At 36.8% G+C, this 13,762-nt stretch carries 11 protein-coding genes; 3 read left to right on the top strand and 8 right to left on the bottom strand.

Annotation, left to right across the window (positions count from 1 at the left end; all coding sequences use genetic code 11):
• Nucleotides 1-225: 225 nt before the first annotated feature.
• The 8 genes from Q1B07_RS20910 to Q1B07_RS20875 form a co-directional block, all read right to left on the bottom strand.
• A complete protein-coding gene (locus Q1B07_RS20910; protein WP_299093777.1) occupies nucleotides 226-1,833 on the bottom strand; it encodes a glycosyltransferase family 4 protein in 1,608 nt (535 codons plus the stop codon).
• Nucleotides 1,834-1,880: 47 nt separating this feature from the next.
• A complete protein-coding gene (locus tag Q1B07_RS20905) occupies nucleotides 1,881-2,201 on the bottom strand; it encodes a hypothetical protein (RefSeq protein ID WP_299093779.1) in 321 nt (106 codons plus the stop codon).
• Nucleotides 2,202-2,275: 74 nt separating this feature from the next.
• Nucleotides 2,276-4,480 (bottom strand): glycosyltransferase family 2 protein, encoded by a 2,205-nt coding sequence (locus Q1B07_RS20900; protein WP_299093781.1) that lies wholly within the window; start codon nucleotides 4,478-4,480, stop codon nucleotides 2,276-2,278.
• On the bottom strand, nucleotides 4,480-5,487 hold the full coding sequence (locus tag Q1B07_RS20895) for a methyltransferase (protein WP_299093783.1): 1,008 nt from the start codon (nucleotides 5,485-5,487) through the stop codon (nucleotides 4,480-4,482). Before Q1B07_RS20895 ends, Q1B07_RS20900 begins: the two co-directional genes overlap by 1 nt.
• Before the next feature lie 265 nt (nucleotides 5,488-5,752).
• On the bottom strand, nucleotides 5,753-7,066 hold the full coding sequence (locus Q1B07_RS20890; protein ID WP_299093785.1) for a UDP-glucose/GDP-mannose dehydrogenase family protein: 1,314 nt from the start codon (nucleotides 7,064-7,066) through the stop codon (nucleotides 5,753-5,755).
• 20 nt (nucleotides 7,067-7,086) lie between these two features.
• On the bottom strand, nucleotides 7,087-7,983 hold the full coding sequence (gene galU / locus Q1B07_RS20885; protein WP_299093786.1) for a UTP--glucose-1-phosphate uridylyltransferase GalU: 897 nt from the start codon (nucleotides 7,981-7,983) through the stop codon (nucleotides 7,087-7,089).
• A gap of 252 nt (nucleotides 7,984-8,235) precedes the next feature.
• Nucleotides 8,236-10,041 carry a cell wall-binding repeat-containing protein gene (locus tag Q1B07_RS20880; protein ID WP_299833546.1) on the bottom strand — a complete coding sequence of 602 codons (1,806 nt, stop codon included), beginning with the start codon at nucleotides 10,039-10,041 and terminating at the stop codon, nucleotides 8,236-8,238.
• Nucleotides 10,042-10,221: 180 nt separating this feature from the next.
• A complete protein-coding gene (locus Q1B07_RS20875) occupies nucleotides 10,222-10,992 on the bottom strand; it encodes an SGNH/GDSL hydrolase family protein (protein ID WP_299093788.1) in 771 nt (256 codons plus the stop codon).
• Nucleotides 10,993-11,555: 563 nt separating this feature from the next.
• On the opposite strand from Q1B07_RS20875, the gene Q1B07_RS20870 reads away from it, so the two are divergent.
• The 3 genes from Q1B07_RS20870 to Q1B07_RS20860 all read left to right on the top strand — a co-directional run bounded on the left by Q1B07_RS20870 (nucleotide 11,556) and on the right by Q1B07_RS20860 (nucleotide 13,761).
• Entirely contained in the window at nucleotides 11,556-12,509 is a 954-nt protein-coding gene (locus tag Q1B07_RS20870) for a LytR family transcriptional regulator (RefSeq protein WP_299093790.1), read from the top strand.
• Between the two features lie 189 nt (nucleotides 12,510-12,698).
• Nucleotides 12,699-12,956, top strand: coding sequence for a hypothetical protein (locus tag Q1B07_RS20865; protein WP_299093791.1), 258 nt, complete (start codon nucleotides 12,699-12,701; stop codon nucleotides 12,954-12,956).
• A gap of 379 nt (nucleotides 12,957-13,335) precedes the next feature.
• A complete protein-coding gene (locus Q1B07_RS20860) occupies nucleotides 13,336-13,761 on the top strand; it encodes a hypothetical protein (protein ID WP_299093792.1) in 426 nt (141 codons plus the stop codon).
• Nucleotide 13,762 lies beyond the last annotated feature (1 nt).

Genomic DNA, 13,762 nt, shown 5'->3' with positions numbered 1-13,762 from the left:
GCTTATGACCTCGAGGGGCTAGGCGCTGGAGCTGGATGTCAAAGCGCTTATCCACAGTTCAAGAATTTTATAATTTCTAAACGATTCGAAAAGCGCAAGCGCCTTGATCAGCCAAGGGCAAGTACTAGACCCTAGAAAGGCTAGGCGCTGGAGCTAGAAACAAAAAACAGGTTAAAATTGGATACTTTCTTACCTTACATGACAGAGCACAGACTGAACATGTGCCTAAGCCATGATTTCATTTAATTCAGACTGAACCATCTTATTCTTTCCGCACTGATTACGTACCCTGCTTGCGGAATTTGCTGATTTTTCCAGAAAGATTTCAGGGTTGTGATATAAATCCTCAATCGCATCTGCTAAACCGAGATAATCTTCCTTCGGGGCTAAATAGCCGCATGTATCATCGATAAATTCCGGAATGGCGTATACACTGCTTGTTACTGGAACTAGTCCGCTTGACATTGCCTCCCCTAAGGATACCCCTTGAGAATCCATTCTGGAAGGACACAAAAAGACTCCATGCTTTTTATGTTGTTCAGCTATTTCCTCTTGAGATAAAAAGTAATTATGAAGATGTACGTTTGGAATATTCCGTATCGGTGCCACGACTTCATCGAATAATGGACCTTGGCCGTATATATTAAATTCGAGTTCATTAAAAAACGGCTTATCCATTAATGTCAGTATTGCTTTAACCGTCAAATCATTTGCATATGTTCGTGAAGCAAATGGCCGAATCGTCAATATTTTTTTTCTCTGTTCCTTAGACTTCTCTACATAATTAAATAATTCATCATCAATCATATTGTGGATAATACTATAATTCTTCACAATACTATTTGTGTCTTTTTCAGCAACATTTTCTTTATACCAATTAGAAACAAAAATAAACTTTATTTGATCATCCTTTGTATTATAGATGTCATGCATAAAATCTAATTGCTGCTGATTTCTTTCTGCATATTCCAAGCTTTCACGCAGACTTTTTGTGTCATTGTAAAAATTAAACCAGCGTCGATACCATTTAGTAGTTTCAAAGCCGTGTACCCATACGAGTTTAGGGGTATTTCGGGCTTTTGATTTACGAACAGACCTATACATTCTTTCATTAATGAAATGGAATAATAGTTTTTTATAAGGCTTGCTATCCAATAAACCCGTCAGCACATCTTCTCCGCCTATAAACACCGGTATTCCCTCATATTCATAATGAGCCACACTGGTAGGTGAAGTATTAAGTCTATAGATTGCAACATTAATGCCTTGTGCTTTATAGCCTAAGACCCGTTTATGAATAAACATGTTTTGATAATACGTATTTTTTTCCGGATAAACATTGGTGATGATTAAATGGTCAACCTCTGGATAACGAGAATATAGTTCTTTTTTGCTTTCTTCGTTCGTCATATTATAAGCGGAAACAGTAAATTCGGATATCTTCGCTTCTCCAGTTCCTGTTAACCGAATCCCTAAAGAATAACTTACAACAGATTCAGGGAAACTAAGGTTCATCTCGCATCCTAATGGGTTATATTGAACATAAATTTTTTGCTTTTTCCGGTCATAACCGATGATCACTTGTTGGATTTGTAAGCCATTATCGATTTCACCATCAATTTTGGCCACGTATGTGAATTCTGAATTCAACTTTGTGTTCACAGCTTTATTCTGATCATAATAAATAATAAGTGGCCGTGCATCCTTGTTTACCTGTTGAACCTTAATGGTTAAATCATCAGCATTCTCTATTGAAACTTTGTATGTTGAATCTGTATATTTTGGCCACTTATCTACATAATGGTTCACTTCGACTGGATCACTTTTCAACATACGTTCCCCTCCTGTCATAACGATACAAAACATGTGATTTCATAAACTTACCTAATTCTCTTTCTAAGTTCCCAATATTTCATTTGCAATTTTCCCAATTTCGAATTTTGCAGCTTGGATAATCGTTTTTGCAGATCATTAATTGTTTGTTCTTGCTGTCTTATTTTTTCCTGTAAAGAAGCTGATACTTTTCCATCACTGACTGCAGCTTTATCCCGTGCTTCAACTTCATTAAGAATGGAAGATATAATTTGTTTAAATTCAGTTTCCATCTCTTTTTTATCTTCAATAAGACGATCAACAAGCTTATTCAGTCTTTCATATTCGTCTTTATCCACACTTACCTTTTGATCAATTGTTGTATCCATTTAAATCTGCTCCTTTCACAATACCTTACAGTATAGAGAAAACGATTATTCCTTCTCTTTCCACAGTAAATGGATTAGCCCGGGAATTTTTTCAGCACCATCTTTTCAAAAACCTTTGCAGCTTCTTTCGCATCATTTAGAGGAGACAGATATGTGATATTCTCACTTTGGCTTAGGATGCTTCCTTCTTCATAAACTCCCCAAATATCTGTTCCGCTTCCTTTATAATCACTGAGTTTTGAAGGCAAATAAGGATTAATTGGTTTGTTGTCTTTCGTAGTTGAATCATTAACCACTAAGCAATCAAATTTCGTACATAAATTTAAGAATGGATAGAAATCAACAAACCCATTAACGATAATTGAGTCTTCTAGCGGATCATTTTTTAGTTGTTCTTCTAACTCTCCCGGTTTTGAGGTAAAGACATGAATAAGAACTCGGTCCTTAACCTCACTTGTTGCTTCTTTTAATCCATCAAATAAATCATTAAGATTTCTTTTACTGTAGAAATTTCCAAAATATGCGACATTTACATGCTCATTAGATAACAATGGGTACTCAAACTCTTCCATATGATAATACTTCTCTGGAAGTGTTGGATGTGGCTCAATAATCGCTTTTTGTTGAATAAGCGGCTTAACTTCTTCAATTGGAAACATGTCCATCATATATTGAAACTGATTCTTATTTGTAAAAATCAATTCGTCAGCAAAAATATAAGGCAAATATTCACACCAGAGAAACAGACTATTATCGTTTGGAGATGGGTAACCAGCCTTTTTTACAGCTGCTTCAAGTTTTTTCACATAAGCCGGTTCTGTGATATCGACAACTCGTTTTTTCGCTTCAATATCATAAATTAATGGATCTGAAAACTCCGCAATCCATTTCGTTTGAGGATATTTCATTTTATACTCATAAGCTAAAAAGTGAGAGGCTGCCCACATAGCACGGCTGAAAACCTGCTTATGCACTCCATTTTTTTCAACTAATTCTTCTGCACCTTCCATACCCAAATCGACAAATTTTCTGATATGCGCCCAATGAGAAAAGCTTGAAGGTGAATTGATCGGCAAGCGAACGTTAATTAAGTCATCAACCATCTGGTTTAAAGACACATTTTTGTTTCGCACTTTATCCATCATATTATAAATAACATCCGATACCTTTCCTGATTCCCTCATGCGCTTTGCCATAACATTTCCTGCTGTGTCATTATATGGCGGAAAACAATAAGATACAACTAATTGTTCTACCCTATCATGGTTTAATAAATTATACGGAAAATAAATGAATTTTTTGTTTGTAATAGCATTAATAATTCGGTCATATTCTTCTTTATGTTCTTCGTAATAGCTTTGAATAAAGGAACTTTGAGCATTTATTTTACGCTGTATAAATTTTCGTTTTATAGGCGATATATAATCTAGTGAAAGTAATTCATTCAGTTTTGCAATACATTCCAGCCGTTGACTTACGTTAAAATCAAACGTCATGGCTTGTCTTGAGATTGAATTTTCTCTTAAGGTTCGGTAGTATACAACTTTTTTGGTCACAGGAGCCACTACATACTGCAGATCATTTTTTACAGTTAGCTCTGTGAAAAAGACGACATCTTCGCCGCTCTGAAGACTTTCGTCATATTTGTATTTTTGTACATATAAAGTTGGGATTAACTTGCAAGCATTAAGTGTCAACACCGTATAAAGCTTATCATATGGACTATGTTTGCTAATAACGGACTTTAAGATTTGCCTATTAATTGGATTCGAGGCCTGGACTTTCCCATCTTCCTCAACATTAAAAATTTGTGAGATAACGACTGTGTTTTGGTCTGCTAAGTTATACATTTCTTCCAAAAAGTTACTTGAAACGTAGTCATCATCATCAATAAACGTACAAAATTGGCGGCTCGCCATCATAATTCCCTTATTTCGTGCAATAGACGCACCGGCTTCTTCGAGAATAACTACCTTAATATTTTCCAATTGCCGTTCAGCAATAAATTGATTAATTAAATCCTCTGTACGGTCTTTTTCTCCATTAATAATGACTATCACTTCAAATAATGATGCATCTAAAGTCTGATTTGCTAACGATTCCAAACATTTTATAATAACATTTTCACCTTTATAGGTTGGCAAAATGATACTGATCCCTTTTTCATATAGAGGATTTTCTTTCTTACGAACACCCTCTTCTATCGATTCGTATCCCAATTTTTGAGCACGAATTTGTCTTACCTTTTCTAAACGCTTAACTATTTCTTGTTTCAGCATTATTTTTTACCTCTTCCAGCAATTTTTTTCTTTAACTCCCAGTATTTTATTTGTATCCGTCCAAAACGGGATCTTCTTAACACTTTGTAGCGATGTTCAAGTAAATTGATTTGTTTACTCATATCTTCAATTTTATTTGACTTTATTAGAGCATCCTTTAATGCATCTTCTTCTTTATTTAATAATTCGACTGTTTCAATCTGCAGTTGACGTATGAGCTCTTCCTTTTCTTGGCGATCTTCTATTAAGGATTCATGTAATATTTTTAATTTTTCAAGCTCTTCTTTTTCTTTTAATAATTCCTGGCGCTCATTTTTATACTTATTTAGTTCATTCATGTAGTTTTCAATTCGATCAAGATATTCTCTTTCCACTTCATAGAACGCATTTTCTAGTTTTTGAACTGCTTGAGCAGTATATAACGGTGCACCTTCCTCTGATGAAGCCTTGCATATAACCCCTGTCCACTTTCCAAGATATGTAAAAGACTCGATAGAAAAATGTCCTTTTAATTGCTCCGCTAACAACGAATAAAAATAGGTTCTTTTATGATCAATAAAATCATTAATACCAAACGGTACTGTCACAATTAATTTCCCGCCAGGCTTAATATGTTTACTAACCTTTTCTAAAAACGAATCAGGATCGCTTATATGCTCAATAACCTCTGTTAAGAGAACCGTATCATAATCTGAATCAATTTCATGATCAGTCATAAAATTGCTAACCCGGAAGGTAACAGACTGTTGAACCGATGGATGTTCTTTCTTAAGTTCTTCTTTTGCATATTCGATTGCATCGCTCGAAATATCGATTCCATCAACCTTTTTGCCTTCACGTCCCAATAAAATTGCGTTGATTCCCTGAGAACATCCAATATCTAAAATCTTGTTTCCTTCTACATGAGTAACAATCCAATTGATTCTTTCTCTCGTTTTTTTACTAAAATCAGCCCCTAAAACTCCATAGTAAGCTTCATTTACACGATCTATAATAAGATTTCCCAAGATAACTCCTCCAATTTATTGTACAAAAATCTTTATGTATAGACTTTGCAATAATTTATATTGTAATTCCCCTTTTAGACTCCATTTATTATATCGAAAATTGTCTAATTTCAACAACCATAAAAATGCAGGATAGAAAAAAGCTAGCATCGTTTAAAACGACCACTAGCTTTTCCATCCTATTTCCCGCTCTTCCATTTATAAAAATCATGTATTCCTTGTGCAATAGCAGCAGCCGCTTGGTCTTGGTAGATCTCAGTTCCATCTACATTTGTTGCAGAATGGCTTTTCGCCCAATAGAAACGTACACAATTTCATGTCTTTTCATCTCTGCAAGCGAATAACAATTTCTTCCGTCAAATACTCTTGGATTTTTCATTAGTTTTTTGTAGTTTGCAACAGGGTATTCTTTTATCTCCACCCATTCAGTACCAATAAAGGTTAGCTCTGCGCCACGTATTGCCTCATCAATCGATGTGCAGTAAATCACACGATCTCCTAGCATTTTTTTCGCATTGTCGGTGGCGATGGGATCATAGACAGACACGATTGATCCGTTTTCTAGCAATTTTTTTGCCAGCACTAATGATGCTGATTCTCTAACATCATCTGTGTTCGGTTTAAAGGAAAGGCCTAATAAGGCGACTTTCTTCCTATATAAATCTCCGGCAATATCCGTTGCTTTTTGCAGTAATAAAAGAGGCTGGTGATTGTTTACTTTTATAACGGATTCAAGCAGTTCAAAGTCATGCTTTACATTTCCGGCAAGCTGCACCAATGCTTTTGTGTCCTTTGGAAAGCATGACCCGCCATAGCCGATTCCAGCTTGAAGGAATTTATCCCCGATTCTGCTATCAAGGCCGATACCCCTCGCAACATCCTCAATATTCGCTCCAAGCTTTTCGCAAATATTCGCAATCTCATTAATAAAACTAATTTTCGTTGCGAGGAATGCATTTGATGCATATTTAATCATTTCCGAGCTTTTAATATCCGTTCTTACAATTGGAATGTTTAAAGGTTTATACATCGTTTCAATGACATCACCGGCATGCTGGCAGGCTGATCCAATCACAATGCGATCACCTTTAAATGTATCCTGAATTGCAGAACCCTCCCTCAAGAACTCAGGATTGGAAACGACTTCAACTTGGAGATAGGGTGCTTTATATTGATTTAGCAGCTCTTTCACCCGATGATTTGTCCCCACTGGAACCGTGCTTTTAATGGTTACAATCACATGATCCGTCATATGCTCGGCTATATCCTTTGCTACAGCTTCTACATATGATAAATTTGCTGAACCATCTCTATTTTCAGGTGTGCCAACGGCTATGATAATGACTTCCCTTTCGGCATAGGCCTCTTTTGGAGAGGTTGTAAAATAGAGACTCCGTCTTTTAGCATTTTTTTCGAGCAGCTCCTCAAGACCCGGTTCATAGATTGGTGACTTCCGCTGTTTCAGCAACCTGATTTTTTCTTCATTTATATCAATACATATCACTTCATGCCCGATTTCAGCTAAACAAACGCCCGTTACCAACCCAACATAGCCTGTACCTGCTACCGTTACCTTCAAGGTATTTGCCCCCTTGTATTTTAACGATTCAAATATTCCTCTTGATTCATGATTTTACTTAAATAGTCCAGCAAGTCATTTTTCAATTCATCTCTTTCCAATGCAAAGTCGATCGTCGCTTTAATGAAACCAAGCTTGTCTCCAACATCATATCTCTTCCCATGGAAATGATAGGCAAGGATGCTTTGTCTTTTTAATAATGCTTTCAATGCATCTGTTAATTGAATTTCGCCGCCGGCACCTGGGGCTTGATGTTCCAAAATATCTAAAATTTCAGGAGTTAGAATATACCTTCCCATGATGGCGCTATTTGATGGAGCTTTATCAATACTTGGTTTTTCAACCAAATCTACGATGCGGTATATTTTTTCTTGCAACGGCTCTTCCTCATAGCTGACGATACCGTATTTCGATACATCCGCTTGATCGACCTTTTGAACCCCTACAACCGCTTGGTCATATTGGTGAAAAACATCGATTAGCTGCTTTAAGCAAGGGACTGAACCGTTTGTTTGAACAATGTCATCTCCAAGCATAACAGCGAAAGGCTCATTGCCGATGAATCGTCTCGCACAAAAGATAGCATGTCCAAGACCTTTTGGCTCTTTTTGGCGTATATAATGAATATTCGCAAGCTCTGATATGCGTTGCACATCCTCGAGAATATCCCATTTCTCTTTGCTTGCTAATGTTTCTTCAAGTTCATATGATTTATCAAAATGATCCTCAATTGCCCGCTTGCCGCGACCACTTACAATTAAGATGTCTTCAATGCCAGAAGCTACAGCTTCCTCAATAATATATTGAATGGTCGGCTTATCAACAATTGGCAGCATCTCCTTAGGCTGTGCTTTCGTTGCAGGTAAAAATCTTGTCCCCAGTCCTGCTGCAGGAATAATCGCTTTTTTAATTTGCATAGATACTCCTCCTTAAAATGTTGGTTTCGTTTGTATGCCATTTGTGATGCAGGGTCTAGTGATTGTTCGTATCATGAGCAGGAGTACAAACTCATTCTCTCCTTACCTACATATATTCATTTTATTGTATTTTATCAATAGAAAAGTTAAGGATTCGTTAATTTTCTATAAAGAATTATTTTCTATCATCCCCAAAAAAACATGAGGCTAAATCAAAAGACTTACCTTTTGAAACAGCCTCATGTTGGGAGTTTAATGTATTAAGCTTTGGAAGGAAGGGATTAGTGTTTCCGAAATGGCACCATTTCCTCCTAGTATATAAAAATACTCCAGTCCATTAATATTCTCAGAAACAACAGATGGGATGCTATTTTTATCAACAAGTAATAATGGCGCATTAAACTTTGCCGCCAAAACAGAGCCTGTAAGAGCATCTGCAAAGTTAAAACCATACGTAAAGAAAATCTTGCTTTGATGAAGAGATAAGCCGTTTAAGATTTGAACCGCTGTGGCAAAACGGTCAGCTCCTCTTAATCTTTTTGCATTGTCTAACTGCTTCTCGATCACTGGACTAATCACACTTGTTCCGCCTACGATAATTGTTTCTTCAACACTTGAAAGGATTTTGTTAACATTGGTTGAAACCTTCTCCTTCTCTGTTAACAAAATCGGATAGCCTTGTCGAGCTGCATAAGGAGCAATTGCTAACGCATCAGGGTAATTTCTTCCATATGCTAGGATTGCCTTTTCAAAATTTCCGCCAAGCTTTTGGGCAATTTTAACAGAGGTTTCAAACCGGTTGATACCTGAGATCCTTTCGACAGGTAGTTTTAGTTCTGTTTCGATTGTTTTCTTGACAGTGTCGCTAATCGCACCAACCCCGCCAAGGATAATCACATTTTTTGCCTTAAGGCGCTTGATTTCTTCCTTTGTAACAGGTGTCAGCTTATTATTATGCGTTAATAGGATCGGTGCATCATATTTATAAGCTAACGGACCGCCTGCAAGAGCATCAGGGAACATATCACCTCTAGCTAAAATGACTGTGTTCGCTTGGCCCCAACCAGCCTTGGAGATTTGAACCGCCGTTTTATAACGGTCAATTCCAGAAATTCGTGAACCAATGCGATTTATATATTTAGAAGTGACAAAGCCTTGCTGGGTCCCGATTTTTGCAGGAACCCAAGCAAAGCGATTCATACGGTCGCTTACCGCATCATAGACAAGTTGGCCTTGCACACTCATCACTGTATTCTTACTAATCGTTCTTATAACCGAACTTGTGGTTGAAGGTTTTTCTCGTAAATTTGTATTGAGAGTCGCTTCAATATATTCATTTTTTTGGAGATGGAATTCTTTAGAGTCTGTTAACGAATCGTCTAGATTGTAATGCTTTGTTTTGAATTGAATATTCTCCTTAGAATCGCAAGTATATTGGAAGTCTTCTGCTTTAAATGGCAGCTGGTCAACCTTTGTTGTTACCTCATAATCGCTTTCTAAGTTTGCATAAACTCGTTCCTGATATGCTTTTGTATTTCTCGTAATCTCAGAATTCGTACATTTTTGAAAAGGACTGTTTATCGGCTTTGTTCCATTGTAAGCCATGATCGCAAAGTACCAGCTTTCAAGCTTTTCTGGGGAATGATCATTGATTCTCGGTAAATCTGTTCTAGAATAAAAGTTTTCCGCTAATCGTTTCATCCCTTCTTCAATGTTACCAATCGCGTTATATTTGATTTTCTCCTCAAGCGCAGGATCATAGGTAGTCAATTGCATAATGCCTATCCCACCGTCAGTAGTAACGATCGGCTCTCCATCGCTCTTGAATTGTTTCCAGGCTCCATTTTCCTCCGTGGCTACTGCCTTAGCTATTTCAGGCGGCACTCCATATTGTTGGGAAATGGTTGTGAGCAAACAATTCACCTGTTGGAATGAGGGATTTTTCCCCTTTTCCGGTGTGTAGCCACAAAGACTTTCGGAAGCTGACGCTGGCTTCCCTTGAAAACTGATAACCGAAATTAATGTGACGATCACGATAAAGATTTTAAATTTCAACATGTAACCTCCCAGATTAATAGATTCCTACTATTACTATAGCAAAATTTAACAATAGGATTAAAGGCTTTGTTTGAAAATATTGGCGATTTCTGTTATTTTTTTCACCTGTCAAAATACCTATATTGAATTTAGTTCCTTTTTGTATAAACAATAAGAAAAGGACGATGAATCAATCACCGTCTACTTCGCAATAAAATATTTAATTAAATAGTCCGCCCAAATTTTATTTCCTTTTTCGTTGGCTTTATTATCTTCGGTTAAATATTCTTGCATTTTAGGATCCTCTAAATCCGGCCAATTCTCCCAATGGTTTAAATAGAGGATTTTGTTGTTTTCTGCATAATCCTGGAGTTGTGCTACCTCTTTCGGATAATACGTTGCAGAGTATAATGGATTAGGAGGCTGCATCATCAAGGTTATATTTTTATTTGCCGCTTTCCATGAGGCAATCATCGTTTGAATATTTTCCAACGTATTACTGATTCCTACAACACCATTGTCCTTCAACATAGAAGGTTCAAACAACAAAATATCAGGTTGCAGCTCGTTTACTTGCTCAAATGAATCATCATTTACAAGATCACGTGTCGTTTTATCACCTGTCGAAAGGATCGTTACCGCAAATACGTTTTCTCCGTATACGGTTTTTAGCTCCTTGCTAAGTTGCTCAGACCATGCTTCTTTTTCACTGGATGTTCCAAAGATGACTAGATTTACCGGCTTTCCCATATTTGCTGCCTCTGCTATTTTCTTTTGCAAATGCTCGGGCAGATTTTTAGAATATGTATTTATATCATTACTCGTGTTGGACTCTTCCTCGGTTACTACAACAGTACTGTTGCTTTTTTCTTTTTCTCCATGTGCAGAAATTTTATTTTTCCAATGGATATTGCCCAAAATAATCGCCGCCCCACAAACAACCAGTGTGACGATGACAAGAAGCTTTTTCACATTGATATCCCCCAATTATCGACATTTTTCTATATAAAATTATACATAAAATCTATGAATCTACAAACCATTTTAAAGAAAAGCAAGCGCCTTGATCAGCCTAGGGCAAATAAGTAATGCTAGGAAATCATTTGTAAATACACAGTTAACTCATGACCTACCATTTAAATGACTCCTTACAAAACCTATTTTTTCTCCAACTATTATTTCGGCATAAAAAAAGTAAATGTTAAGAGAAATAAGGAAAATGATTGATGGTGATGCTTATTAATTCGATTTTTTTGACAAATTTCAACAAGAGGTGAAACCTTTATTATGGACTTGTCGTCATATTAATCAAGAATGATCCCACTTAGACGTCACAGCCTTATGCTCGCCTAACTTGAACAACAATCCTTCGCCGGATCTTACACACTTCCCTTCATAGCTGCAATTTACTGCCGTTTTAAATCGGGGTCATTGGAAACAATTTTTTACAAAAAAAGATTGTGATAATAGGAGGAGAGAACTATAATCGTTATAGCAAGGCAATTAACATTAAACTAAAAAAGGATGAAATAGATATGAGGGAAACAAAAAAGAAGACGAAAAAGAAAAAGTTTCTATTGATTGCTCTTAGCATAATTGGTTTGCTTATCCTCGGTACAGGTGGATATGCATTTTATCTATATAAATCTGCTGCGGACACGGTCGCAAGCATTCATGAAGATCTGGACCGTGAGAAATCTGAAAAGCGGACAGAAGTAGTGGAATTCAAGGAAAAAGACCCGATCTCCATTCTGTTAATGGGTGTTGATGAACGTAAAGGTGATCGAGGACGCTCAGACTCTTTGATTTTAATGACAGTGAATCCTAATACAAACTCAACGCAAATGGTCAGCATTCCGCGTGATACAAGAACGGAAATTGTCGGCAAAGGAACACAGGATAAGATCAACCATGCTTACGCATTTGGCGGAACAGAAATGGCGATTAACACTGTTGAACATTTTCTCGATATTCCTGTAGATTACTTTGTGAAAATCAACATGGAAAGCTTTAAGGATACAGTTGATGCTGTTGGCGGTGTTGAGGTAAATAATACGCTTGATTTTACTTATGAGGGCTATCATTTTCAAAAAGGCATGGTTTCATTAGACGGTGAAAAGGCATTGGCATACACAAGAATGCGTTATGAGGATCCACGCGGAGATTTCGGCCGTCAAGATCGTCAGCGCCAAGTAATTGAAGCAGTTATCAAAAAAGGAGCAAACATCTCATCCATCACAAAATTCGGTGACATGTTCGGCGTTGTTCGTGATAATGTCAAAACAAACTTAACATTCGATCAAATGTGGGATATCCAAGCGAACTATAAAGCAGCAAGTCAAAATCTTGAACAATTTCAAGTTAAGGGCAATGGTGATATGATTGATGGAATTTATTATTATATCGTCCCAGAAGAAGAGCGCTTGGCTCTATCTAATCAACTGAAAGAGCATTTGGAAATTTCAACAAATACGGCTAGTGCGAACTAAAGTAAAAAGTCAGTCCATATGGGCTGGCTTTTTTGTGAGTGAGGGGTTTTTAAATTTTCATTAAGATCCTGAAATAATCTACAGGATTAAGGACATATACTAAAGGGAAAGGCTATGGTATAGGTATTCGGAATAAAACAAGCTGAATGTCATATCCTTAAGGGATGATTGATTTAGGGAGGGATTAAGATGGAATTTTCTTTTGGCTTTATTGTCTCGATCGCCATTGCGATCTATTTAGCCATCGATGCACCAAAGCATAATAAAAATCCATGGCTCTGGGGAATTTTAGGCTTCATCTTTGGACCAATTGTACTCGGCATTTATTTCATTCGTACAGGCCGCAAAGTCGCTGGCTGGATAATCTTTGTCATCTCGGTTTTACTTATCTTATTATTCATTTTATTTTTCGGCATTGGTGTATTCTTTTTATTTAATAGTATGTGACAAAAGAAAAGCGCAAGCGCCTTGCTCAGCCTAGGGCAAATAAGACGATTTGGAATAGAAGGCGTTCTTTGCCTTCAATTCCAATTTGGCTAGACCCTAGAGGGGCTAGGCGCCTGGAGCTAGACACAAAAACTAAGTATAAATTTTATACGCTTATCTCTTAATAAAAGATCCTGCACTTCTTTTGACAGAAGTGCAGGATCTTTATGTTTTTGGGGACTGTCCTAAAAATTAAAAATAAATTTTAACAGCAGGAGAATGCACGCTTGAATGTAAATAAATAGTCATTGCGGGAACAGTCCCTAAAATTGTAAAATTAATAGTTAGATGTAGATATTGATTAATTGTGGGGCTGTCCACAAAAAAGGTGAGTGAGAATTTGGGAGAGGGTATTAAGTTTATTGTTGAGGTTGTGAATGCGATTCATGATCTGTTGATTCTCATTTTAAATGATGTTCTTGGGTTGCAGATGACGGATAAGGATATGCATTTTTGGATAATGGGGGTTATCGGGATTGTGGCATTTGCGTGTGTGTATGTGATCACGAAGTGGTTGTCGCAGCTTCCGTTTGGCATCCATCTAATCGCCTTTTTCTATACGTTAACCTTTATGTTTGTTCTTGTATTTGCCATCGAAATTCAGCAGGCAATCACTAATCGCGGCAATATGGAGTTTATTGATGCCGTCATCGGCCTATGGGGTTTTATGGCGATCTTTTTCGTGTATGTTATCATTACTGTGATATTTTACTTGATAAAATTTATCTATAGAAAAATAACAAAAAAAGATGATGTGGATATATAAA

Origin of the sequence: uncultured Metabacillus sp. (assembly GCF_947503125.1) — a bacterium.
GTDB lineage: Bacteria > Bacillota > Bacilli > Bacillales > Bacillaceae > Metabacillus.
This window is presented reverse-complemented; position numbering and strand designations above follow the sequence as displayed.

Excerpts from the sequence above, each read along its gene's own strand:
- Q1B07_RS20910 (WP_299093777.1), bottom strand. The coding sequence starts at position 1,833 with ATGTTGAAAAGTGATCCAGTCGAAGTGAACCATTATGTAGATAAGTGG.
- Q1B07_RS20905 (WP_299093779.1), bottom strand. The coding sequence starts at position 2,201 with ATGGATACAACAATTGATCAAAAGGTAAGTGTGGATAAAGACGAATAT.
- Q1B07_RS20900 (WP_299093781.1), bottom strand. The coding sequence starts at position 4,480 with ATGCTGAAACAAGAAATAGTTAAGCGTTTAGAAAAGGTAAGACAAATT.
- galU (WP_299093786.1), bottom strand. The coding sequence starts at position 7,983 with ATGCAAATTAAAAAAGCGATTATTCCTGCAGCAGGACTGGGGACAAGA.
- Q1B07_RS20880 (WP_299833546.1), bottom strand. The coding sequence starts at position 10,041 with ATGTTGAAATTTAAAATCTTTATCGTGATCGTCACATTAATTTCGGTT.
- Q1B07_RS20870 (WP_299093790.1), top strand. The coding sequence starts at position 11,556 with ATGAGGGAAACAAAAAAGAAGACGAAAAAGAAAAAGTTTCTATTGATT.
- Q1B07_RS20865 (WP_299093791.1), top strand. The coding sequence starts at position 12,699 with ATGGAATTTTCTTTTGGCTTTATTGTCTCGATCGCCATTGCGATCTAT.